General features: G+C 51.0%; 21 protein-coding genes. 16 read left to right on the top strand and 5 right to left on the bottom strand.

Annotation, left to right across the window (positions count from 1 at the left end; translation table 11 throughout):
• Positions 1-29: 29 nt before the first annotated feature.
• The 9 genes from ACAN56_RS18335 (at position 30) to ACAN56_RS18295 (ending at position 12,785) form a co-directional block, all read left to right on the top strand.
• On the top strand, positions 30-1,085 hold the full coding sequence (locus tag ACAN56_RS18335) for a galactose ABC transporter substrate-binding protein (RefSeq protein ID WP_379144778.1): 1,056 nt from the start codon (positions 30-32) through the stop codon (positions 1,083-1,085).
• Between the two features lie 91 nt (positions 1,086-1,176).
• Positions 1,177-3,138 carry a WG repeat-containing protein gene (locus ACAN56_RS18330; protein ID WP_379144748.1) on the top strand — a complete coding sequence of 654 codons (1,962 nt, stop codon included), beginning with the start codon at positions 1,177-1,179 and terminating at the stop codon, positions 3,136-3,138.
• Positions 3,139-3,427: 289 nt separating this feature from the next.
• Positions 3,428-4,225 (top strand): CAP domain-containing protein, encoded by a 798-nt coding sequence (locus tag ACAN56_RS18325; protein WP_379144746.1) that lies wholly within the window; start codon positions 3,428-3,430, stop codon positions 4,223-4,225.
• A gap of 235 nt (positions 4,226-4,460) precedes the next feature.
• Positions 4,461-5,402, top strand: a complete 942-nt coding sequence (locus ACAN56_RS18320; RefSeq protein WP_379144743.1) for a GDSL-type esterase/lipase family protein — start codon at positions 4,461-4,463, stop codon at positions 5,400-5,402.
• A gap of 52 nt (positions 5,403-5,454) precedes the next feature.
• Positions 5,455-6,435, top strand: coding sequence for an ABC transporter ATP-binding protein (locus ACAN56_RS18315; RefSeq protein ID WP_379144741.1), 981 nt, complete (start codon positions 5,455-5,457; stop codon positions 6,433-6,435).
• Complete coding sequence (locus ACAN56_RS18310; RefSeq protein WP_038594317.1) at positions 6,428-7,417, top strand: ABC transporter permease; 990 nt, start codon at positions 6,428-6,430, stop codon at positions 7,415-7,417. The genes ACAN56_RS18315 and ACAN56_RS18310 overlap by 8 nt, the downstream gene beginning before the upstream one ends.
• Before the next feature lie 68 nt (positions 7,418-7,485).
• On the top strand, positions 7,486-9,468 hold the full coding sequence (gene parE, locus ACAN56_RS18305) for a DNA topoisomerase IV subunit B (protein ID WP_038594314.1): 1,983 nt from the start codon (positions 7,486-7,488) through the stop codon (positions 9,466-9,468).
• A gap of 240 nt (positions 9,469-9,708) precedes the next feature.
• A complete protein-coding gene (gene gyrA, locus ACAN56_RS18300; RefSeq protein WP_038594311.1) occupies positions 9,709-12,150 on the top strand; it encodes a DNA gyrase subunit A in 2,442 nt (813 codons plus the stop codon).
• 203 nt (positions 12,151-12,353) lie between these two features.
• The gene (locus tag ACAN56_RS18295; protein WP_038594308.1) at positions 12,354-12,785 is read left to right on the top strand and encodes a MarR family winged helix-turn-helix transcriptional regulator; all 432 of its coding nucleotides are present in this window, start codon (positions 12,354-12,356) and stop codon (positions 12,783-12,785) included.
• Positions 12,786-12,838: 53 nt separating this feature from the next.
• Here the strand turns inward: ACAN56_RS18295 and ACAN56_RS18290 are convergent, their stop codons facing one another.
• Together ACAN56_RS18290 and ACAN56_RS18285 are read right to left on the bottom strand one after the other, a co-directional pair.
• Complete coding sequence (locus ACAN56_RS18290; RefSeq protein ID WP_342436178.1) at positions 12,839-13,585, bottom strand: RluA family pseudouridine synthase; 747 nt, start codon at positions 13,583-13,585, stop codon at positions 12,839-12,841.
• Between the two features lie 3 nt (positions 13,586-13,588).
• Positions 13,589-14,452 carry a class I SAM-dependent methyltransferase gene (locus ACAN56_RS18285; RefSeq protein ID WP_076109786.1) on the bottom strand — a complete coding sequence of 288 codons (864 nt, stop codon included), beginning with the start codon at positions 14,450-14,452 and terminating at the stop codon, positions 13,589-13,591.
• A 293-nt stretch (positions 14,453-14,745) separates the two neighbouring features.
• Between ACAN56_RS18285 and ACAN56_RS18280 the strand changes: the two genes are divergently transcribed.
• The 5 genes from ACAN56_RS18280 to ACAN56_RS18260 all read left to right on the top strand — a co-directional run bounded on the left by ACAN56_RS18280 (position 14,746) and on the right by ACAN56_RS18260 (position 17,934).
• Positions 14,746-15,579: a helix-turn-helix domain-containing protein gene (locus tag ACAN56_RS18280; protein ID WP_379144735.1), complete on the top strand. Its 834-nt coding sequence runs from the start codon at positions 14,746-14,748 to the stop codon at positions 15,577-15,579.
• 102 nt (positions 15,580-15,681) lie between these two features.
• The gene (locus tag ACAN56_RS18275) at positions 15,682-16,047 is read left to right on the top strand and encodes a VOC family protein (RefSeq protein WP_038594299.1); all 366 of its coding nucleotides are present in this window, start codon (positions 15,682-15,684) and stop codon (positions 16,045-16,047) included.
• A 169-nt stretch (positions 16,048-16,216) separates the two neighbouring features.
• Positions 16,217-16,669 (top strand): flavodoxin, encoded by a 453-nt coding sequence (locus tag ACAN56_RS18270; protein WP_038594296.1) that lies wholly within the window; start codon positions 16,217-16,219, stop codon positions 16,667-16,669.
• 2 nt (positions 16,670-16,671) lie between these two features.
• Complete coding sequence (locus ACAN56_RS18265) at positions 16,672-17,451, top strand: hypothetical protein (RefSeq protein WP_379144731.1); 780 nt, start codon at positions 16,672-16,674, stop codon at positions 17,449-17,451.
• A 99-nt stretch (positions 17,452-17,550) separates the two neighbouring features.
• A complete protein-coding gene (locus ACAN56_RS18260; protein WP_038594293.1) occupies positions 17,551-17,934 on the top strand; it encodes a winged helix-turn-helix transcriptional regulator in 384 nt (127 codons plus the stop codon).
• Between the two features lie 56 nt (positions 17,935-17,990).
• On the opposite strand, the gene ACAN56_RS18255 is transcribed toward ACAN56_RS18260, so the two are convergent.
• From ACAN56_RS18255 to ACAN56_RS18245, 3 genes are all read right to left on the bottom strand, one after another.
• Positions 17,991-19,061 (bottom strand): SDR family oxidoreductase, encoded by a 1,071-nt coding sequence (locus ACAN56_RS18255; protein ID WP_379144727.1) that lies wholly within the window; start codon positions 19,059-19,061, stop codon positions 17,991-17,993.
• 228 nt (positions 19,062-19,289) lie between these two features.
• On the bottom strand, positions 19,290-20,141 hold the full coding sequence (locus tag ACAN56_RS18250) for a GNAT family N-acetyltransferase (RefSeq protein WP_038594287.1): 852 nt from the start codon (positions 20,139-20,141) through the stop codon (positions 19,290-19,292).
• 85 nt (positions 20,142-20,226) lie between these two features.
• A complete protein-coding gene (locus ACAN56_RS18245; protein WP_038594285.1) occupies positions 20,227-20,520 on the bottom strand; it encodes a GNAT family N-acetyltransferase in 294 nt (97 codons plus the stop codon).
• A 210-nt stretch (positions 20,521-20,730) separates the two neighbouring features.
• On the opposite strand from ACAN56_RS18245, the gene ACAN56_RS18240 reads away from it, so the two are divergent.
• Positions 20,731-21,633 carry an ArsR/SmtB family transcription factor gene (locus tag ACAN56_RS18240; RefSeq protein WP_038594282.1) on the top strand — a complete coding sequence of 301 codons (903 nt, stop codon included), beginning with the start codon at positions 20,731-20,733 and terminating at the stop codon, positions 21,631-21,633.
• 235 nt (positions 21,634-21,868) lie between these two features.
• Positions 21,869-23,623, top strand: coding sequence for an ABC transporter substrate-binding protein (locus ACAN56_RS18235; RefSeq protein WP_379144723.1), 1,755 nt, complete (start codon positions 21,869-21,871; stop codon positions 23,621-23,623).
• Positions 23,624-23,645 lie beyond the last annotated feature (22 nt).

Raw genomic sequence — 23,645 nt, 5'->3', positions numbered from 1 at the left:
AAGATTTACCCTCGGGAGGTCAATTAGTGATGAAAAAAATGTCTTCCGTTTTATTCGCCGCCGTGTTGCTGGGTGCTGCTATGTCCGGCTGCGGAGGCAGTTCTGCGAATACCGGCGGCAGCGCTGAGACGGCAATCCCTGGTGGTACCGGCTCAGCTCCCAAAATTGGTGTAGCCATTTATAAATTCAGCGATACGTTTATGGCCGGTGTCCGCAAATCGGTTGTGGCGGCAGCCAAAGGCATCGCAGCTGTGGACATTGTAGACAGCAAAAACTCCCAGCTTACGCAAAATGACAAGGTTGACGTTTTCATTACCAAGGGATATAAAGGCATGCTGATTAATCCGGTTGACCGCACTGCCGCAGGCGTCATCATCGACAAAGCAAAAACCGCCGACATTCCGGTCGTCTTCCTGAACCGTGAACCGTTTCCGGAAGATATGAAGAAATGGGACAAGGTGTATTATGTAGGCGCCAAAGCGGAAGAATCGGGCACCATGTCCGGCCAGATTATCGCGGAATACTGGAAATCCCATCCCGAAGCCGATAAGAACGGCGACGGAGTGCTTCAATATGTCATGCTGAAGGGCGAACCGGGACACCAGGATGCCGAGCTGCGCACCAATTATTCCATCCAGGCGATTGAAGATGAAGGTATCAAGGTCGAGAAACTGGCGGAAGACAGCGGAATGTTCGACCGGGTGAAGGGCCAGGAGAAAATGGCGGGCTTTCTGAAGACCTGCGGAGACAGGATAGAAGCTGTTCTTGCCAACAACGACGATATGGCCCTCGGTGCAATTAAAGCTCTAAAAGCTGACGGATATTTTTCCGGCGGGAAATACATGCCGGTAGTCGGTGTAGATGCGACAGCTCCAGCCGTTAAAGCACTCAAAGAGGGGACCATGCTGGGTACTGTGCTAAATGATGCCAACATCCAAGGCAAAGCAGCAATCAAACTTGCGGCTGTTCTCTCTAGAGGCGAAGCGCCAACCAAACAAAATATTGGTTTCGATATTACCGATAACCAGTATGTATGGATCCCCTATAAGAAGATTACCAGAAACAATGTCGCCGACGTCGAATAATTAGGAAAACGTCAGAGCTTACAACCACACACCCTTTCTCCCTTGACCACATATCCTATAGGCAAAAGCCCTTGTAAAGGAGAGCGACGGGATGCTGAGGATTAAGCTGAATGAGCTGGCGAAAGGAACGGATAACAGCCTGGTGCAGACGGAAGTGTGGAGATGGGACGGGATTGGCTGGAATGAATGTATTCCTCAGCAGGAAGAGGATTTCATCCGTGCGGATGATGATCTGTTCGTAACGATTCCTGCAGAAGCGGGTTTGTATCGGGTAGATTACTCCAAAAAGCCTGTAGAGGCGCTTTATTTCCTGCCTGAGGTGGATGACAGCGAGCTGCGGGCAGATTTGCTGCATCCCGCTCCTTTTAAGCTTAAAGAGGGGACTCGTTGGGGGTACATCAACAATGAAGGACGGACGGTTATTGAACCGAGGTATGAATATGCCGAGGAGTTTCAGGAGAACGGCCTGGCGATTGTGCAGCGCAACGACAAGAGCGGCCTGATTGACAGCTCCGGGCGGGAGAAAGTGAGACCGGCCTATTCCTTTATTGCCCCTTTTTCAGAAGGCCGTGCTGTGGTTTCCGATGCCAAAGGCTATACGTTGATTGATGAAAGAGGCAAGCAGGTTACAGCAGCGCGTTATGATTACTTAAATTCGCTGCATGAAGGGCGTGCGATGTTCTCCAAACAAAGTACGACGGGTACTTCCCACTACGGATATCTGGATGCCCAGGGAAAAGAAGTACTGCCTGCAGTTTACGAGGACGCCGGCGATTTCATGAACGGAACGGCACTGGTCAAGCTGGGCGAAAGAGAGTTTGCGCTGATAGACCCGCAAGGCACCGTGCTGCATAGATATAAATATCCATTTGTAGGTTATCCGGGGGATGGCCTGCTGGCATACCAGGCTACCGAGAACGGTAAATACGGGTATCTGCGGATAGACGGAAGCATCGCGATAGAGCCGCAGTATACAGCCGCCCTGCCATTTTCTGCGGGAAGAGCGGTGATCAATACGGCTGAGAATTATGGCAATGCCTACGGCCTGATTGATAAGCAGGGCAAGCTCGTAGTCCCGGCCCAGTATTATGAAGTTCAACAGCTGGGTGAAGACCGGGTGGCATTGGGTACACCAGTGTATCCAGACCAGCCTTACCGCGGTTCACGTTATGTTATCGCTGATGCGGTAACCGGCAGAATCCTCAGCACCCACCCCTTGCTGGGTGTGAACAATTATCAGAATGGACTCGCCTCAGTGTTTGACGCCACAGATACCTATTTCATCGACAAAAGCGGAAAAAAAGCAGCTCAGCCGCCCGTGATTGCCGGTTCAGGCACTCTTTCCTTCAGCGGAAGTCTGATCAGGGCTGACGTGGATCAGCGGACAGCCTATTACGACCGGCGGGGCAATCAGGTATGGAGGCAAAATGGAGTCATAACCCTCCGGCCGCCTTATTCAGTGCTGGAGAAGAAATACAAACCGAATAGAGATTATTTGGTGTATTATCCGGTTATCGAAGGGATTGCAAACTCCGAGGTATCCAGAGAAGTAAATGACAAGCTGCGCAGCCTTTCCCTTGCCGAAGGAGCGGGGACCAGTGAAGGGACGCAGGATTATAGCTATACCGGGGATTTTGCCGTCTCCTTCTTCCGCAAAAATCTGCTTGTCCTGGAACTGAGCGGCTACAAGTACCCTTTTGGGGCTGCCCATGGCATGCCTACCCGGATTTATGTTCATATCAATTTGCGCAACGGCAAGTTTTATGCTCTTCGTGACCTGTTCAAGCCGGGCAGCAAATATGTGGCGAAGCTCAGCGCAATTGTCGGCAAACAGATTGCGAACGATCCCCAGTACTCTTACGTTTTTCCGGACACCTACAAGGGGATTACGGCGGATCAGCCCTTTTTTGTTGATGAAGAAGCGCTGTATCTGTATTTCGCTCCCTACGAGATTGCCCCATATGCTGCGGGTTTCCCGACATTCCGCATTCCTTATGCAGAAATCATGGGTCTGATCTCGACCGAAGGTGAGTTCTGGCAGTCTTTCCATTAAGCTTCCAGAAACGAAGGTAACGTCTTAACCTGTACAGAATGTACAGCGAAGTCAATAGGAGGCTGCTGTCCTGATTAGGATGGTGGCTTTTTTGTTGTATTGGAGTTGAAATGTACAAGCCGTCTGCTTGCTTATCTGGCAATCTATTAATGTAAAAATTTAGAAGCGCACAGCTGAGAGATTTATGCTACAATGACTGAGGAACAGATTACAACTTTGTAATATTTGGAGCCCATTACTTCGGCCGACAGCAACATAACAAATACATCATGAACAAGGAGATGGCAGAATGAAGAGCAAAACTTTAAGAGCAATGATAGGTGGAAGTGTGGCGGCAGTGATGGCGCTTAGCATTTCTCTTCCAATACAGGCAAATGCAGAGGCGGGTAATACTGCGACTGGAGCACCAACTAATTTCGCACAATTCATGCAATATTTTAACCAATATAGCCTTAAGGGATTTCCTTTTTCCAATACAACAGTGACAGTTTACAAATCTCAACCGGTTGTTGTTCCGACAAACACACCTGCACCGGTTGCAACAGCTAAACCAACAGCGACACCTGTAGCGACAGCGGCACCAACGGCAACACCGGTAGCAACGCCTGTAGCGACAGCTAAACCAACGGCAACGCCAGTAGCTACAGCGGCACCAACGGCAACACCTGTTGCGACACCAAAACCAACGGCAACACCAGCAGCAGCAGTCAGCACTCAAGAGTCCTATATCCAGCAAATCGTTACGCTTGTGAATAAGGAACGTGCGACAGCAGGGCTGTCCCCGGTCAGCGCTTTGGAAAGCCTGAACAAGGTGGCCGCAGCCAAAGCAACCGATATGCGTACGAACAACTACTTTTCGCACACATCCCCGACGTACGGATCGCCTTTTGATATGATGGCCACTTTTGGCGTCACTTATCGGGCTGCCGGGGAGAACATTGCCATGGGCCAGAGAACTCCGCAAGAAGTAATGACGGCCTGGATGAACAGTGAGGGACACCGTGCCAATATTCTGAGTGCGAACTTTAACTACATCGGCGTAGGTTTCGACAACAATTACTGGGTTCAGGAATTCATCGGAAAATAAACCTAATGAAAAGTACAAAACCCGTTCTCCGGCATTGCCGGGGGACGTTTTTTTTTTTGAGAAAAAAATGCTTTCGATTGATATAATAGACTATTAAGGACAAAAACCGCCAAATTTCGCTTGAGCGGTGGATATTTGCAAATTAAGTATAGAAGAATTATGTTTATCTACATAGTTAAGAAGTTTGTAAAATGTGGAACACTGGAGATAAGAACTGGCATACGGAGGGATGGCTTTGAACGATTCAAAATGGACCTGGCGCACTGTGAGCCTGATTTCCATAGCAGCAACGTTAGTTTTGATCGTTGGGTTTGGATATGCGGTGAACGATATTATATACCCGAAGGGTGAAGTTCTTTCAACCTCTTTGCCGCAGGAAACACCGGTTCCCACGGCGGCAAGCAGCGATGAAGTGAAAATATTGGCACTTGGCGACTCTTTGGCCAAAGGCACCGGTGACAACACCGGAAGCGGTTTTGTAAAGCGGACACTGGACGGTCTGTCGGCTGGCGGAGGCAAGGCGGAGCTGCTTGGCAATATGGGCATTAACGGGCTGACAACCGCAGGCCTGCAAAGCAAGCTCAAAGAAGAAGGCGTTCGGTATGCCTTGCGGCAGGCCAACGTCGTGCTGCTCTCGATCGGGGGCAATGATTTGTTCAGGGGCTCAGATATAATGGGAACGGGCAGTGCAGAACAGGGGACAACATCAACGGAGACAGGGAGTTCTGCGGACATTGCTTCAATGCCTGGAGCAGATCCTTCTGAAACAGGGACAGCGAGCGGGAAAACCGGCTCGTCCGGGACAAGTGTTCCTTCGGCAACTGAAGATGAGGTGACCCCGGAGTCGCTGCTGGCTGCGCTGCCAGATGCTTCGAAACGGCTTGGCGGGATTCTGGAGAGCATTGCCGAGATCAATCCGCAGGCGCAAATTTATTATGTCGGATTATATAATCCATTTGGAGATATCGAGGATCTGCTGGTGCCCGGCAATCAGGCGGTTACAGCCTGGAATAACGCGGCAATGGATATCATTAACACACACAGCAATATAACACTCGTCCCAACCTTTGATTTGTTCAACCGCCATCTGGATAAGTATCTTTCAAACGATCATTTTCACCCGAACGGCGACGGCTATCAGCGGATGAGCGAACGAATCATACAGGCTGTGCGCTAAGGATTTATTTCACCGCAAGTCAGAAATGATCGTAGCAAGGAGTTGTGAGAACATGGATAAAGACATAAGCGGAGAAGCCCGGACAGTTATTCTGTCAGTGGAAGGCGTCCGCAAAAAAATCGGCCGGAAATGGATCATTGATGATGTTACCTTCGACGTGAAGCAAGGGGAAATCTTCGGTTTCCTTGGACCCAACGGGGCCGGCAAAACAACTACAATCCGTATGCTTGTGGACCTGATTCGCCCAAGTGAAGGCAAGATAACCGTCTGCGGCTATAACGTTAACCGTGAACCGGAAAAAGCGCTGCAATATGTTGGCTCGATCGTAGAGAATCCGGAAGTGTATACCTATCTGACAGGCTGGGAGAATCTGCAGCATTTCGCCCGCATGCAGCCAGGCGTGGACAAGGCGCGTATTGCTGAGGTAGTGGACATTGTCCGGCTGGACCAGCGCATTCATGACAAGGTGAGCACCTATTCGCTGGGGATGAGGCAGCGGCTTGGAATTGCCCAGGCGCTGCTGGGCCGTCCCCGGCTGCTGATTCTGGATGAGCCGACAAACGGTCTGGACCCCAAAGGGATCAAAGAATTGCGCGAATTTATCCGCGAGCTTGCTGCGGAAGGTCTCGCGGTATTTGTATCGAGCCATTTGCTGAGCGAAATTCAGCTGCTGTGCGACCGGGTTGCGATTATCAGTAAAGGCCGTGTGCTGGCGGTTGGCGGTGTAAATGAACTGGTTGCACGCAATTCCCCTTATGTGCTATGGGATCTGGAGCCTTTGGACAGGGCCAGAACGATACTGGCCGGACGTCCTGACATCAAGCTTCTCGAACTGGATGAGGTTACGCTTGACGACTCCGTTATTGCCGGAATGGGCGCGAATTCCCTCATCACGGTCATGGATGAAGACCTGATTCCGGAGATTGTTGCCGTGCTCGTCACAGCGGAAGTGGAAGTTAGCGCTGTGCATAAAATAAACCCCACACTGGAACAGCTATTCTTGAAGCTAACGGAAGGTGAAACTATTGATTAATTTGCTTCCGCTCATCCGTAATGAGTGCCTGAAGATTATAAAAAAGAAACGGTTTTATGTTATACTGCTAATTCTGGTCGTACTTGTGCCTATGTTTACCTATGCACAGATGCGTATAGCCGAGCGCAGCCGGGACAAGTTTAATTCGGACTGGAGACTGGAGATACAGCAGCAGATTACCGATAATCAAAATTCACTGGGCAGCGACCGGATTCCCGAGGAATGGAAGTCCTACCGGCGGATATTCGTCCAGCAGCTGCAATATTATCTGGACCATGACGTCAATCCGAATGAGCCCAGCGGGGTTACCTTTACCCGCGAGTTCCTGGACAACTCGGTCTCCTTGTTCATTCCGCTGCTGATTATGGCAGTAGCCTCAGATCTTGTATCCGGGGAAAGGACGACCGGTACGATCAAGATGCTGCTGACCCGGCCGGTCAAACGCTGGAAGGTGCTGTTCAGCAAGCTGGCGGCGCTGCTGATGTTCGTCTCCTTGATTGTACTGTCGGTGTTTGCAATCAGCTATCTGATTTCGGGGCTTGTTTTTGGATACAAGGGCTTTAATCTTCCTGTATTTACCGGGTTCCAAATCAGCGGAGATGCGGTGGATATGTCGGCTGTCCATTCCGTTCCGCAGTGGAAATACCTGCTGATGCAGGGCGGATTAATCTGGTTCGTGAGCGTAGTCGTTGCCCTGCTGGCATTTATGGTATCGGTACTGGTGCGCAGCACAGCGGCAAGCATCGTGGTGATGATGGCCGCACTGATCGCCGGAACGATTCTGACCAATATGGCTTCGGCCTGGACGACAGCTAAATATTTATTTATGGTTAATCTGGGATTAACCGGGTATTTGGCCGGAACACCGGCACCAATTGAGGGGATGACACTGCCTTTTTCCATGGCTGTTCTGGCTGTTTGGGGGATTTCTGCAGTAATCATTTCATTCGCCGTCTTTACGAAACGGGATATTTTGAATTAGAATGTACAAAGTGAACCAAAACGTTTGTTTGCATTTCATAGATAGAGAGAAAAGAAGGAGGAGCATGAATGCTCGAACAGATCGATATGTTTGCAAAAGTCTCTAAGAACGCCGAAACAGGCCGGACTGGATACGATGCTGACGACATTCAAGTGCTCGAAGGTCTGGTTGCGGTCCGCAAACGGCCCGGCATGTATATCGGCAGTACGAGTTCCTCGGGACTGCACCATCTCGTATGGGAAATAGTGGATAACGCCGTAGATGAGCATTTAGCCAAGTTTTGCTCGAAGATTGATATTACACTGCGCAAGGACGGTTCGGTTACCGTCATTGATAACGGCCGGGGAATCCCGACCGGGATGCATAAGACCGGAGTGCCTACACCGCAGGTTGTTTTCACGATCCTGCATGCCGGTGGTAAATTCGGCGGCTCCGGGTACAAGAAATCGGGCGGTTTGCATGGCGTAGGGGCTTCAGTTACCAATGCGCTGTCCGAGTGGCTGGAAGTCGAAATTTATCGTGACGGCAAAATCCACCGCCAGCGTTTCGAATATTGGGTAGATGCAAAGGGGAAAGAGCATGTCGGTGAGCCTGTTACCGGTCTTGAGGTGCTGGGAAATACGAATAAGACCGGTTCGAAGATTACCTTCAAGCCGGATATTCGCGTCTTCCCGAATGGCATTGCCCTGAACTATGATACCCTTGCGGAACGGGTGCAGGAGATCGCCTTCCTGAACTCCGGGCTGCGGATTAATCTAAGTGACGAGCGCAGCGGCCGCCAGGATGAATTTTTCTATGAAGGCGGCGCAAGCCAGTTCGTGCAGTTTCTCAATGAGGGCAAGGATGTGCTGCATGACGTCATTCATTTCAGTTCGGAGAAGGATGATATTGAGGTAGAAGTGGCATTGCAGTATAACGCAGGTTATACCGAGACGCTTGCCTCCTTCGTCAATTCGATTCCTACGCGCAGCGGGGGAACACATGAGACCGGCTTCAAGACAGCCTATACCCGCGTGCTGAATGATTATGCCCGCCGGACACAGCTGCTTAAGGAGAAGGACAAGAACCTGGAGGGCAATGATCTGCGCGAAGGCATGATGGCGGTAATCAGCGTCAAGATGTCCGAGGTAGAATTCGTCGGCCAGACGAAGGATCAGCTCGGAAGCGCTTCTGCCCGCAGTGCCGTCGACTTTATCGTGTCCGAGAACATGGCCCGTTTCCTGGAGGAGAATCCGCAGGTGGCGCAAAGCCTGCTGAAGAAATCCATCCAGGCCTCCAGAGCCCGTGAAGCGGCGCGCAAGGCCCGCGATGAAATCCGCAGCGGCAAGAAACGCAGTGAAAGCTCCAACCTGGGCGGCAAGCTCTCGCCTGCGCAGTCCAAGGACGTTACGCGTACAGAGCTGTTTATCGTCGAAGGCGATTCCGCCGGAGGATCAGCCAAGCAGGGGCGTGACTCCAAGATTCAGGCTATTCTGCCGCTTAAGGGCAAGCCGATGAATCCGGAGAAGGCCAAACTGCTGGACATTCTTAAGAATGATGAGTACAAGGCGATTATTTCCGCAATCGGTGCGGGAATCGGTCCGGATTTTGCCGTAGAAGACAGCAATTATTCCAAAATTATCATTATGACCGATGCTGATACGGACGGTGCGCATATTCAAGTGCTGCTGCTGACCTTTTTCTACCGATACATGAAGCCGTTGATTGACGCCGGCAAGGTGTTTATCGCCCAGCCGCCGCTGTATAAGCTGACACGCAAATCAGGTAAGCTGGAGACGGTACGTTACTCATGGAGCGACGAGGAGCTGCAGAATTACCTCAAGGAATTCGGCAAAAACTTCGAGCTGCAGCGGTACAAAGGACTCGGCGAGATGAATCCCGACCAGCTGTGGGAGACGACGATGAACCCGGAATCACGCACGCTGCTTCAGGTGCAGATTGAGGACGCCGCAAAGGCGGAGCGCCGCGTATCCACGCTGATGGGCGACAAGGTCGATCCCCGCAAGCGCTGGATTGTCGAAAACGTCGACTTTACCGAATTTGTAGAGTAGTGTGCAAGTGACGATTATCCCGATTGTTAAAAAGAGCTTGGTGATCTGAGGAACGAAGGGGAAGTTTGGAACTGCAGAAGCGTCAGCGTTCGCCTTTATTCTCGAATTTCAACCGTAAAGCGGGTCAAATTGAAGAAATTCGGGAATAACAGCGATCGGAAGTCCAAACATTCCCCGCAGTGACAAGGGATCACCACACTATTTTTAGGCGGGCAGTTTGAGGAACAGAAGGTGAGCCAAGTGAGCAGTTTATCAGAACAATTTTCACCGGCTTTTCTGGAAGAGGTCGTCGGTGACCGCTTTGGCCGGTATTCCAAATATATCATTCAGGACCGGGCGATTCCGGACGTGCGTGACGGGCTGAAGCCTGTACAGCGCCGGATTCTATACGCCATGTACGATTCCGGGAATACCCCGGACAAGCCGTACCGTAAATCCGCCAAAACCGTCGGGGACGTCATGGGTAATTATCATCCCCACGGGGATTCGTCGATTTATGACGGAATGGTGCGGATGGCACAGCCTTGGAAGATGGGCCATGTGCTTGTGGACGGACACGGCAACTGGGGCTCGATGGATGATGATCCGGCAGCAGCGATGCGGTACACGGAAGCCCGCCTGTCGCCGATTGCCATGGAGATGATGCGCGACATCGAGAAGCGCACCGTGCTGTTCAAAGATAACTTTGACAACACAGCCAAGGAGCCAGTGGTGGTTCCTTCACGTTATCCGAACCTGCTGGTCAACGGAACGAGCGGCATTTCTGCCGGATTCGCCACGGAGATTCCGCCGCATAATCTGCGTGAGGTCATTGATGCCTGTATCGCGGTGATGCAAAAGCCGGAGATCGAGCTCGAGGACATCATGACATTTATCAAAGGTCCGGATTTCCCGACAGGCGGTACGATTATGGGCGGCGAAGGAATTATGGACGCCTACCGTACCGGCAAAGGCCGCATTTACCTGCGCTCCAAGACAGAGATTGAGAATCTGCGCGGCGGCAAACAACAGATCGTTATTACGGAAGTGCCGTTCCAGATTGTGAAATCACGATTGGTCACCTCCATGGAGAACATCCGTCTGGAGAAGAAGATCGAAGGCATCGCCGAAGTCCGCGACGAAAGCGGACGGGAAGGGCTGCGCATTGTGGTGGAGCTGAAGAAGGAAGCCGACGCCCAGGGCGTGTTGGCTTATCTGCTGAAGAAAACCGATCTGCAGGTCACTTACAACTTCAATATGGTGGCGATTGTCAACAAGGCTCCGCAGCAGCTTGGCCTTAAGGCTATCCTGCAAGCCTATATCGCCCACCAGCGTGATGTGGTTACCCACCGCACCCAGTTCGACCTGGAAAGAGCGGAGGACCGCGCTCACGTTCTGGAAGGGCTTGTAAAGGCATTGAACATTCTGGACGAGGTTATCGCTGCGATCAAGGCATCGAAGAACCGCCAGGATGCCCAGAACAATCTGGTATGGATGTTCGGCTTCAGCGAACGCCAGGCCGATTCCATTCTTACTTTGCAGCTGTACCGTCTGACCAATCTGGAGATTCATTCGCTCCAGAAGGAATTGGACGAAATGCAGGCGCGGATTGCCACATTACGCGGTATCTTGGACAGCGACAAAAAATTGATCGCCGTCATCCGCAAGGAACTGCTGGAGATCCGTGATAAATACGGGATAGACCGCCGCTCGCTTATTCAGGGCGAGGTTGAAGAGCTGAAGGTCAGCCTTGAAGTACTGGTTAACGCCGAGGATGTGCTTGTAGCACTTTCGGCCGATGGTTACATCAAACGGACCGGAATGCCTTCGTTCACGCGTTCGGGCGGTGAACGCCAAGCCTCCGGTGTTAAGGAAGGCGACCATATCGTCAAGCTGCTGGATCTCAATACAAGGGACAGCCTGCTGGTATTTACCCGCAAGGGGCAATATTTCCTGCTTCCGGTTCACCAGATACCGGAATTCAAATGGAAAGAGCCCGGCACGGCAATCGTGAACGTCATCAGCCTGGCGAAAGGCGATGGCATTGTCAGCGTGCTGCCGGTGGGCAATCTGGAGGAGCCTCAGGCGAGTCTGGTCTTCGTCACGCGTAAGGGCCAGGTCAAACGTACGGAGCTCAAGGAGTACTCTACGAGCCGTTCCGGAGCCGTGGCTGCCTGCAAGGTAGCTGATGGCGATGAGATCATTACAGTGGCGCTGAGCAGCGGAGACAAGGACATCGTGCTTGTGACCCGCGAAGGGATGAGCATCCGGTTCCGCGAGAACGAAGTCAATCCGATGGGCCGTGTGGCCAGCGGGGTCCGCGGTATTCAGCTTCGCGAAGGTGACGAAGTGGTTTCCTGCTTCTGGGTAAGCGAAGACGAAGGCGAAATACTGGTTGTCTCCGACCTTGGATATGCGAAACGGACACTATTAGTGGATTATCCGTCGCAGAGCCGCGGCGGCAAAGGGATGCCGACCTTCGAGTTCAAGGAAGGCAAACGGGTCAAACCGAACGGCAGCAGGCTTGCGGGGGCATTCCACTGCAAGGATCCGCTGGAGTTAGTCGCCTTCACCCGTGATGGCTTGCATCATCAGTTCTCTTCTGAGGCTGCTCCGCTGGGTGATCGCCGTTCTACAGGCAAACAACTTGTTCCGGTTGAGAAGAAGGATGAGATCATCACTCTTTTACCTGCAATTAAGTAATTCGTATGCACTGCAACAGGGCTAACATACAAAAGGCGTTTGACGGCTCCTCACTGGCTGGCTACAACGCCTTTTTGTATAGGTAAAGTAACAGATAACAAGGGGTTTGGTTATTTATTTTTTCGTTTTGCAGGAAATGGAATTTCTTTCTCGAAAATGTAGATATACCGGATTGAAATCCGCAGGGAAAGGAAGGAGTAACTGTGCATTCCTCAGAATTCAGTAAGATTTGGCATAAAATATTGAAGGACTATAAGCTACATATGGATAGCAAGCTTGCGCCTACACTGACAGATGCCCAACTCACCGTGCTTGAATTGCTTCAGGAACGTGACGCAATGAAGCCTTCTGATCTGGCCCCCCATCTCGCGACCAGCCCGGCGGCGGTGACGATGCTGCTTGACCGGATGGAGAAGCATAATTTGATTGTGCGTGAACGCGATGCAGCGGACCGGCGGATTGTCTGGGTGAGCATCACGGAGAACGGACAGAAAGAGACCGAGCGCGGACTCCAGATCCGCAGTGATTTTTTTGCCGAAGCGCTTGATCCGATTTCTTCACATAATCAGCAGCTGCTGCTTTATCTGATGGGCAAGATGGCGGTTGCTCCAACGCCGGAAGGCTCTACACCCTGAACCTAAACTTGGATCGTATTAATACTTATATAAGCTCAAAAACAGGCCATCCGTTAACGGATGGCCTGTTTTTGCAAATGCCGGGACCACAGATTCCAGGGAAAAGTCTGCGGCGGCAGCGAGATAAGCTCGATTTCTTCTTTGGTAACCGGATGCGGAAAGCCGACCAGCGCGGACCAGAGGGCAATTTGCTGCCCCGGTCTGTTCACCGCCGAACCGTATTTCTGATCCCCGAACAAGGGACAGCCGATTCCGGCAAGCTGCACGCGGATCTGATGCGAACGTCCGGTAAGCAGGTCTATCTTCAGCAGAGTATACCCCTCCGCGCTTCCCAGCACCGTATAATCCAGAATAGCCTCTTTGCCGCCCGGTGTTCCTTTGCGGACAATGGTAACTGTATTGCTCTTGGCATCCTTGAGCAAGGTATTGATCAGACGGCCCTGGGAGGCCGGAGGCTGGCCGTGCACCACGGTCAGGTAGACTTTATGGAAGCTGTGGGTACGGACGCTTTCGGACAGCCGTGAAGCGGCTTTGGATGTCTTGGCGAAGATCATCGCACCTCCGACTGGACGATCCAGCCGGTGAACGAGTCCCATGTACACATTACCGGGCTTGTTAAAGCGTTCCTTCACATCTTCCTTAAGCAGGCTCAACAAGTCTGCATCGCCAGTAGCATCCTCCTGTACGGGGATATTTACAGGCTTCACGATGCCGAGAAGGTGGTTGTCCTCGTACAGAACTTCAAAACGGGAATTTCCCTCCCCGCCCACTCCGGCTGTACCGGAATTGTGTGCAGTCATGGCTTACGCCTCCCAGCGGCCCAAAATTCCGCAAGGCAGGTTCATCCCGGAGGAGGTAATCGGCAGTCCGATTTCGCCGGAGGTCAGCTTGCCGCCGTACCGTTTGCCCATCGTCATCGAGAGCATGTTGCGCAGAACGGTTGGAGAAATGCCTGTCGTATAGGAGTTAATGAGCATGAACAAAGGTCTGTCGCTCATGATTTGCATGCAGCTCTCCAGGAACGGGTACAGACTCGCTTCAAGCTTCCACATTTCACCGCCGGGTCCCCGGCCATAGGAAGGCGGGTCCATAATGATTGCATCGTATTTGCTGCCGCGGCGCTGTTCGCGCTGTACAAATTTGAAGACATCATCGGTAATATAGCGGACCGGACGTTCGGCAAGGCCGGACAGGGCCACATTTTCCTTCGCCCATTGGACCATGCCTTTGGCCGCATCCACATGCACTACCGAAGCTCCGGCGCTCGCTGCAGCCACTGTAGCCCCACCGGTGTAAGCAAACAGGTTGAGCACAGAGATCGGACGGTTCGCCTCAGCGATCTTGTCCATCATCCAGCGCCAGTTGGCCGCTTGCTCAGGGAACAGGCCAGTATGCTTGAAGTTCGTCGGACGCAGGTGGAATTTCAGCTTGCCGTAGCTGATTTTCCAGTCGTCCGGAATGGTTTTCTTCATTTCCCATTGTCCGCCGCCTGCAGAGCTGCGGTGATAATGTCCGTGCACATCCCGCCACTTCGCCGTCTCGTTCGCGAGCGGCCAAATGATTTGCGGGTCCGGGCGGCGCAGAATAATATCGCCCCAGCGTTCCAGCTTTTCTCCGCCTCCGGTATCAATAACTTCGTAGTCTTTCCAATCGCCAGCTATATACATATTTAATCCATCCTTCAAAAAATTCATTTAGCCTTTATTGTACAACATTTAGCCCGGGCCCTACAAACAAAAAGGTAACAAAGCTGCGACTCTTCTCATTTTGCCCATTTGGGGATGTGCGTATAATATTTCCAAATATATCAGCGAGTTAGGCCAACAAATGACAAGAAACTATCTGCTTCTCGGAGGAGTGCTGACGGCCGTTATTGTAGCGTTTCTGGCAGTGATTGTGTATGATCAGGTTAAGTATGTTTATCGGAAGTTGAACAAGCACAGAAGGGGGCAGCGGCTTCATGTACAATCTGTCGGAGCTGTATTATCCGATTACGGCGAATCCGAAGGGGGCAGGGGAGATTCTGCCTTGCAAGGCGCTGCGTCCTTATATCCGCTGTTTCTGGGGAGAGCCAGAGAAACAGCTTAATGCTCCCTCGGCCCCCTCCCTTGGGGGAGAAATTATTATACCGGACAGCTGCATGGACATCATTTGGGAGTGGGATGAGCAGACGGGAGAGTCGGGCGGGATTTTTTGCGGGATTAACGATACGCCTTTTGAAGCCGGACAAGCTCACGACGATACGGGGAAAATCCGCTTCGCCATCCGCTTCCACTTCTGGGCCGTGCACTTGTTCGCCGATGACCATCTCAGGGAGGTCCTGAACATCCATACCGGGGTGGACCATTATTTCGGTTCGTTCCGCAGCGACTTGGGAGACAAGCTGCCGGGGACCCGTACTGTAGCAGAACGGATTGCCTTGGTAGAAGCTTATCTGCTGCGTCAGCTGGAGAAGACCCGGCACAGCAATGACGGCATGCTGAATGCTGTGTATGCCATCGTGAAGTCCAAAGGCGTCATATCCGCCGCTGCACTGGAAGGGAATTCGGGGTTTAGCAGCCGGCAGCTGGAAAGGCTTTTTCGTGAATATATCGGAATTTCGCCCAAAAAAGCAGCCGATCTTGTGCGCTTTCAGAATGTATGGCTGGATCTATACCGTACACCCTCACAGAATAGAAATATTCAGGATGTTGTATATAGCTACGGCTACAGCCATCAGTCCCATCTGAATAATAATTTCAAGAAATTCGCCGGCAAAACGCCGCTTGAAGCTCTGGCCTATGCACGGAATTAACATGTCGTTTTTTTGCAATACAGCGGCGGCGGTCACCAGGTATACTGTTGTCAGATGGCCAATGCGCCGCTAACCAAATGATGAGAATGAGAGGGATATACTATGATTTCTGCTTTTGAAGGCATCAATTTGTACAGCAAGGATACTGCAGCCTTGGCGGCATTTTATGCAGAGGTGCTGGGGATTCCCGTACCGTTTGAAGGCTATGGCAACTCTGACGGGGCGAAGATTGGCTTTGACAAGAGTCAGCCGGGCATCATTATCTGGGATGAGAATAAATGGGATAAGCTGACGACAGGAGCAGTCAATCTGGTGTTCTCCTGCAGCAATCTGGATGAGACCTATGAAACGCTCAAGGCAAGAGGATTGGATTGCCAACCGCCGGTTACAATGGAATATGGGGGTAAGGAAATGAATTTCCGCGATCCTGACGGCAATAGCATTACCTTGCTTGAAGGAGCATATTAAGTTATAGCAAGCCTCGATAATACAGAATCGACGATGAACGCGAACATCAACCGGACTCCCGGTCAGTGTTCGTGTTTTTATATATTGACAATGATAATCATTATCAAATAGAATGAGGTTAGTAAAAGTTGGTTTAAATTTAATGTTTACCTTGGGGAGGAACAGATTCATGGCTAAGGTGCTCGTGGCATATGCCAGCTTGACCGGCAATACGGAAGAGATTGCTGAGCTGATTGTGGAAGGAATACGCCAGGCAGGCGGAGAGGCCGTTCTGAAATCGGTCACCGACTGCAATGCGGATGAGATAAAAGCTTATGAGGGCGTGCTGCTTGGTGCCTATACCTGGGGTGACGGTGAGTTGCCTGATGAATTTTTAGATTTTTATGAGGAGATGGATGATCTGGATCTGACGGCTTATAAGGCAGCTGCCTTCGGAAGCGGGGACACCGGATATGAAATCTATTGTGGAGCCGTGAATCAGATTGAGGAGAAACTCAAGGAACGCGGCGCAGAGATTGTTCAGGAAAGCTTGAAGATTGAATACGGTCCGAACGCTGCCGAGAAAGAGGCCTGCCGGAATTTCGGTCGTCAATTTATCGAAACCTGCGCGGCGGTTTCTTAAGAATGGGCGGCGCGGCAGGATATCAGGTGGCGGGAAGTAGGGAAGTGCCGGACGCAGGCTACAGCCGGCTTAACGATTTCCGCATGGAGCATATCATGCTGGGCGGAGCCGAGGATCCTACCGGAGGGGCTGCGGCCACAGGGCTTCCGCGCTGGAGGCAGCAAGTCCAGTATGCAGTAGGACACACCCTTAACGATTTCTACAGTTTGCAGCCAGATGTGCGCAGGGAGACGCCTATCCAATTTCTGCTGGAGCGGCGCTGGCCGCCCAAAGGAACAGCTTTTCCTTCGCTAATGCACTATTGGGATATCAAAACGGCGGTGGCTGACGAGCTGATGCGCATTGTCTCCGGGAATCATACCCGCGAGGTGCCGGTGATGCTCTATGAGCAGTGGCATGTTCCGGTACCGGACCTGGCGATCGACCTGGCGATGATTTTTCAACTGGCCTGGAATTCCGCAATAAATGGACGCTGCTTGAATATCCAGAAATTTATGGTGAACGGAAATGAGGATGTGATCACCGGATTTCTGCACATGGCTAATGTGTTCTGCCATAAGGCTTATGGAGAACCAGCTGAAACCATTGAAATATATACTTTGCTTGACGGCCGCCGGCATATCTTTGACGGAGCAGGTGTACCGCTTGGCGAATCACTTGATTATGTGCGATTGTTGTCTGTATTCTTGGAGGGCGAAGCCATGGCACATCCTGCATTAAAATACGGAGAGCGCAGGAACGAGAAAAGTGAGGAATCCTTCGGAAGATACGGATTAATGTAATCCGTAACCAAGTGGACTATCCATTCCTTCCCGGAGCATGACAGGCTTGCCAAGCAGGGGACATGAAGATATGGTTAAGGGCAGGAGGTGTTCCAGCCAATGCCGGAAACAATTAAAACCTATAACACCGCAGTGGAAGCGACGCTTGAAGTGATCGGAGGCAAGTGGAAGCCGGTGATTCTATTCTTTCTTACGTTTGGCAAGAAACGCAATGGGGAACTGATGGGGCTGATGCCTGCTATTACACAGAAGGTGCTAACGCAGCAGCTGCGGGAATTGGAAGAGGACGGAGTCATAAAACGGACTTCTTATAATGTGGTTCCACCGAGAGTAGAGTATGAGCTGACGGAATATGGCTGGAGTCTAAAAGCAATTCTTCACCTTCTGTGCAAATGGGGCGATACGCACATTGAACGGGTGTACGGTGATCGGGCCATTGTATTGTCTGAACGTGAGCGGAATGATAAAACGGCCGGCCTCTGAAACAGGGACCGGTCGTTTTTCTTAAGAAAAGCTATCATACATACAGGGAGTATTGCTTAAGGGATAACCTTGGCTTTTCGGAGCCCGTCAAAAATATTCATGAACATACTCTCCGTTTCTACGAACTCATGGAAGCCCAAGCGGCGTGCTTTGGTACCGTCTGCAAAAAAATCGTAATCCCAGGAGAAGACAAAGTCCCCGAATGCCCAGGATGATACGCTCTGATAGCTGTTTTTTTCCAAGCCGTACTTCTCTACCATGTTATTCCACAGTGTCTCCTTATCCTCCATGACTACAGACAGCGACATCTGAAGAGGCGGAGCCGTTTCAAGATTAAAATACGCGGCGATTTTGGGCCACATCTCACTCCAGCGGAACAGGTCGCCGTTCGTAATATTAAAAGCCTGATTAGCACAGCGCGTATCGGTTGCCGCCCATATGGTCGCTTTCGCCAGCAGCCCTGCGTCAGTCATTTCGAGCAGGCTATGATAGGCCCCAGGTTTACCAGGAAAACGCAAAGGCAACCCAAGCTCCTTCGACATGGAGGCATATATGGCAATAACGAGGGCAAGATTCATAGGATTGCCAAGTGCAAACCCGCCGACGACGGAAGGTCGCAGTGCTGACCAGGTCCATCTTTTCCCTTGCTGCCGCTTTTCAAGAAAGTTCTGCTGATCAATATTGAATTCCGGCGGCATATGATTGGGATCGGTTTCCCTGGCAGGCGTTTTAAAGGGTCCAAGGTGAGCGCCATATACTTTATAGCCCTGCATAAGACTGATATGCTGCAGAGCATGGGCCACCGGTTCAATAACATCTACTACGTTAACCAGCATGGCGAGGTTTGGGGGGACAAGCTCCGCCCAGGTGGGCTTATCCTGATAGGCTGCGTAAAAAATATGTGTCACTTCCGAAAGGCTGTCTAACTTTTGGCGAACGTCCAAAGGGTCGAGCAAATCGGCGGAAATGTAGCGGATGCGCGTAGTATTCTCTCCACCCCGGCGTGACACGCCGATAATGTCCCATTCGGGCAGCGTAATGAGATGTTCGATCAGATTGCGTCCAATCACGCCGCCTGCGCCGACAACGAGGGCTGTTTTTTGCGGTGTATGTTCTTTTGAATTCATATTCATTGTCCTCTCTCTCTGTGTATTGGATTTGGATACACCCCAAGTATGGATCGCGGGAAGAGGGATGAATAGTACGCACTTTGAAGTCATATAGGAACCTGCAGGTAACATAAGGAGCTGGACTCACCGGCAATCAAGAAAGCCCCTTGCTGCTGGCGAAGGGTGCCAAGCGACAAGGGGCTGCTGTATGTTGTACTATTGTGCTGCTATAGAGAGGCAGAGAATTCAGCCGGTATAGCGGTAGTAATCCTGCTTGTTAAGAATTACGAATCCGCAGCTCTCGTATAACTTAAGCGCGTTGGGATTGTCCAGTGAAACCTCCAGATTCACACTGTTATAATTGCGCCGCTCCCGCTCGATGGTCTGCAGCAGTGCACTGCGTCCGATACCGAGTCCGCGCAGCTTCTGGTCGACCGTAAATCCGAAAATCCAGGTTTCGTTATCCTCCGTGGACAGCCGCATCTTACCGGCAGGCTGTCCGTTCATTTCAATGATGATATGCTCCTCCAGCCCTTCATGTTTATACATTTCAAAAACTTCGGCCGCATCCTCTTCCGACATGTTAAAGCCGACGCTGTCCAGCTTAATGAGGATGGATTCCTCGTCCTCGCGAGCGGGCCGCAGCACCACGGTACCGGCAGCAGAACTGGCTTCTCCGGAGCCTTGCGGCAAAGTGCTTCCATCCCATTTCATCTGGTATTCGGCATGATTGAAGACCAGTGGCAATGTCTGCAGGAATGCTGAACCCGAAGCTGAATTGGCGGGCGTATTCAGCAGCAGTGTGGTAACCTTTTTCTGCTTAATAATGCTCTGGGCCCGCATCCAAAGGGAGGTGAAGATTCCGCGGCGGCGGTAGCCCGGGCGGACCATGCCGCATATTTCCATTTCGCTGGAGAAACTGTATAGTCCGATGAAACCGACCAGCAGTTCCTCTTCGTAGGTTACCAGCCATTCCGTCCCGCCGGCCGCTGAAGGCAGCCGCAGCATATCCCAATTCAATTTGAGGGAGATTCCCTCGTATTGCTCGCAGCGCTGCTGCAATTCTTCTATATCTTTTAAAGTGTCAGCTGTAGTCAAACCGTTTCCTCCTAAGGTTGTGAGCGCTCAGCGATGAAGCTTTAGCTCCCATAGATTCATAGTATTTAAGGAAACGGGCATGGTCTTAAGACCGGTTTCCGTCTCCGCTGAGTACATCCGAGTACTCTTCATGTTTTTTGAATTGATGCGCAGCATAAGAGCACACGGGGACAATCTTCAAATCCTCTTCACGGGCCTTGTCCACAACCGCCCGTACAAGTTTTTCACCGGCACCTTGACCGCGCAGATCCTCAGAGACGTAGGTATGGTCAATGACCAGTGTTCCTGTAGCCTCTTCCAGTCTGTATGTAATCTCGGCAAGGTCCTTACCGTCGCCTGCAATATAGAAACGTCCTTCTCCTTGTTCAATCAGTTCCATATTCTTCACTCCTGCCTAAATGTAATGCCTTTATTTTACTACCCTGATTTAGAAAAAGCGAGAACTGTACATAATGACTGCCTGTTTTCATGGAAGAACTTAACACCAGCTGGAAGGGGATGCGGAATGACTTGCACTTACGCTGCTTCATGCCCTAAGATTAAGACACTAACGCTGTAACGAATAGAAGTTGCATCAGGAGGAAAGCCCATGGAATACGAGATAGAGGTTCAGTTTGAGCCGGTTTATGAGTTAGTAAACAGCATACATACGTTTATCTGCAAGAAATCCAATAAAAAAATCGATCTGGGTACCCCGTGGGCTGCCGAAGTGGCAGGCAAGCTTAGTCCAGGGCTTCTTAGTGCACTGGAGGAAACAGATCTCGGGAATGACTGGAAGCTGCTGAACCTGCTGATCTATTTATGTCCGGCCAAACAAAATGTGGAGAGTGCGCTGAACTGGCTGGAAAGTCTGTCGGTCGGTGAAATATACGAAACCCTTGCCGGGCATGTCAGTGTGTTTCCTGTCCAGATGGAGCAGTTCCGCAGCCGGATGACCTACCTGTTAACCGAATGGAACCGGCAATACTTCAGCACTAGTGATCCCGCCATTCTCGCTAAGCTGCAGGAGCATACGAAGGAACGGAACCGGGAACTCAAGACAAACAATACTTCCGATTTTGTCAACAAGACAACCAATGGTTTCTATTTCTTGCCGGGGGACGGACTGCGCAGGCTGGTGCTAATCCCGCAGTTTCATTTTCAGCCTGTCAACATTATTTACAACTTCGGCACTTTGACCATTTGTCATTATGCGGCGAGAATTATGGTCACAGATGAGGAAATATCACCGTTTATGTACAGGACTCTACGCAGTCTGGGTGAAAAAAGCCGGCTGAAGATTCTTCAATCGGTCGGCGGAGAACGCAAAACGTTCACGGAAATCGTAAAGCAAGCGGGCATTTCCAAAGGGATCGTACATGATCATATTTTCAGTCTCCGGTGTGCCGGTCTGCTTCATGCCTACATCGAAGGGGAGAATGTCACCGCATACAGCCTTCGTCTGGAGGGGATTCACCGGATGAATGAGCAGCTTTTTAAATATTTGAATTGAACCCGGTACACCCTATAATCCTTTACAAAGCCAAGGTATTCTCTGCTGAAGAGAAGCTTTGGCTTTTTTTGTACCGGAAAAAACGCCAGTGAATTCTGTTTGTGGAGAATTATTTTTAAGTTCTCTCTTTACAGAACAGAATTTACTTTCTATAATGTGAACTATCGGTCATTAATCATACTTAGTAGGTAGGAATTATCAGTCTTTATAAAATGGAGAGAAAAGAGATGATTTTGTGAGAAAAAGTACGATTTTATTGTCCACCTTACTGATAGCAGGTTCATTGCTGCTGTCGGCCTGCTCGGACAACGGCAGTGCGAACAACTCTGAAGTTGTGGACACCCCGGCTACGGCCTCTGCAGATACTGGCGGAACCGAAGCGGCAGCTTCACCGGCACCCGTGCCGGCTGGCGCACTCAGCGAGCCTTTCACGGCAACTGACTTGTCGAAGCTGCCCGCAGTTGCCCAGAACCGTACGGATACGATAATCGTCGGACTCACCGACCCCAGCGGCGCGTTTACACCTTATTTCCAGGAAAGTGGTTATGACGGCAACGTTTCTTCTCTACTTTATGCTTCACTGGTAACGGTAGATGACAAAGGTGTTCCTACTCCGGAGCTTGCCGAAAGCTGGGATGTGTCGGAGGATCAGCTTACATACACCTTCCATTTGCACAAAGACCTGAAATTCAGCGACGGCTCACCGCTCACTGCGGAGGATGTGGCTTTTACCTGGACGATTCAATATGACAAGACTTATGACGGCGGGTCCTCGCTGCCTTCGCTCAATGTGAAGGGCGGCAAAGCTTACAAAGAAGGTACTTCCAAAAGCATCGAAGGCATTAAGGTTATTGACCCGCAGACGATCTCGGTAACGCTGGAGCAGCCAAATGCTACGGCACTTGTGGTACTTGGCTCCAATGTGCTGTCGAAAGCCTATTATGGCAAGGACTACAAATTCGGCGAGCTGGAGTACATCAAGAAGCTGCATGAGAAACCGCTTGGCGACGGTCCTTACAAGCTGGAGAAATTCATCCCCGGGCAAGAAGTTCGGCTGGTGGCTAATGAGAACTACTTCAAAGGCAAACCAAAGACCGAACATTTTATTTACAAAACCTCTGAGGGCGACGTTTGGCAGTTCCTGGAGACAGGAGAAGTCGACTATGCTTCCTTCAGTGCCACAGAAGAAAATATCGAAAAGCTGAAGGGACTCGGGTATGTGAATATCATTCCTTATACACCGAGCACTTACGGCTACATGCAGGTTAACCTGAAGCACGAGCAGCTCAAGGATAAGCTGGTGAGACAGGCGATAGTCTACGGCCTTGATCGTCAGAGTATTTACGTGGACGCTGCCCAGGGTGCAGGCTCCATTGCCAATATTCCGGCATCGCCGATCTCCTGGTCATATACGGAAGAGGGCATCAATCCTTATAAATATGATCCGGAAAAAGCCAAACAGCTGCTGGATGAGGCCGGTTGGACTGTAGGTGCGAACGGTATCCGCGAAAAAGACGGCAAACCGCTCAGCATTCACTATCTGGGCTCCAAGAGTAAAAACACCGACATCTTTATTGCTGTAGCCAAAGAGAACTTTGAAGCGCTGGGCATTGAGTTCCAACCGGAAATTTTCGCAGATTTTAACTCGCTGGTTTCGAAGGTGGAAGGCGGGGATTATGATCTTGTATCCTTCTCCACACCTATGCTGACCGATCCGGCTGACGGATTCATGCAATTCTTCGACGGTGAAATTAACGATTACGATAATCCGAAATTCCTGGAGCTGTACAATAAAGCACTAGCCACTACCGATATCGAACAGCGTAAAGCAGTCTACAAAGAGCTCTACCAGCTGTTAAATGATGAACTTCCGATCATTTTCACCAGCTACAAAAAGACAGTGTACGCCTATAACGGCCGCATCCAGAATCTTACGGTCAGCCCATTCATCGGGCTTGCCGGCAGCCTGCCGGACTGGACTCTGCAATAATTAACTGTTCGTCCCCTGCCGG

It is taken from the genome of Paenibacillus paludis (assembly GCF_042610515.1).
Classification (GTDB): Bacteria; Bacillota; Bacilli; order Paenibacillales; family Paenibacillaceae; genus Paenibacillus_AQ.
Note: the sequence above shows the minus strand (reverse complement) of the source record. Positions and strands in the feature narration are given on the sequence as shown.

Bases quoted from the DNA above. Each gene is read 5' to 3' on its own strand.
- ACAN56_RS18255 (WP_379144727.1), bottom strand. From the start codon at position 19,061: ATGAATTCAAAAGAACATACACCGCAAAAAACAGCCCTCGTTGTCGGC.
- ACAN56_RS18325 (WP_379144746.1), top strand. From the start codon at position 3,428: ATGAAGAGCAAAACTTTAAGAGCAATGATAGGTGGAAGTGTGGCGGCA.
- ACAN56_RS18315 (WP_379144741.1), top strand. From the start codon at position 5,455: ATGGATAAAGACATAAGCGGAGAAGCCCGGACAGTTATTCTGTCAGTG.
- parE (WP_038594314.1), top strand. From the start codon at position 7,486: ATGCTCGAACAGATCGATATGTTTGCAAAAGTCTCTAAGAACGCCGAA.
- ACAN56_RS18335 (WP_379144778.1), top strand. From the start codon at position 30: ATGAAAAAAATGTCTTCCGTTTTATTCGCCGCCGTGTTGCTGGGTGCT.
- ACAN56_RS18280 (WP_379144735.1), top strand. From the start codon at position 14,746: ATGTACAATCTGTCGGAGCTGTATTATCCGATTACGGCGAATCCGAAG.
- ACAN56_RS18240 (WP_038594282.1), top strand. From the start codon at position 20,731: ATGGAATACGAGATAGAGGTTCAGTTTGAGCCGGTTTATGAGTTAGTA.
- ACAN56_RS18285 (WP_076109786.1), bottom strand. From the start codon at position 14,452: ATGTATATAGCTGGCGATTGGAAAGACTACGAAGTTATTGATACCGGA.
- ACAN56_RS18260 (WP_038594293.1), top strand. From the start codon at position 17,551: ATGCCGGAAACAATTAAAACCTATAACACCGCAGTGGAAGCGACGCTT.
- ACAN56_RS18270 (WP_038594296.1), top strand. From the start codon at position 16,217: ATGGCTAAGGTGCTCGTGGCATATGCCAGCTTGACCGGCAATACGGAA.
- ACAN56_RS18245 (WP_038594285.1), bottom strand. From the start codon at position 20,520: ATGGAACTGATTGAACAAGGAGAAGGACGTTTCTATATTGCAGGCGAC.
- ACAN56_RS18330 (WP_379144748.1), top strand. From the start codon at position 1,177: ATGCTGAGGATTAAGCTGAATGAGCTGGCGAAAGGAACGGATAACAGC.
- ACAN56_RS18290 (WP_342436178.1), bottom strand. From the start codon at position 13,585: ATGACTGCACACAATTCCGGTACAGCCGGAGTGGGCGGGGAGGGAAAT.
- ACAN56_RS18275 (WP_038594299.1), top strand. From the start codon at position 15,682: ATGATTTCTGCTTTTGAAGGCATCAATTTGTACAGCAAGGATACTGCA.
- ACAN56_RS18265 (WP_379144731.1), top strand. From the start codon at position 16,672: ATGGGCGGCGCGGCAGGATATCAGGTGGCGGGAAGTAGGGAAGTGCCG.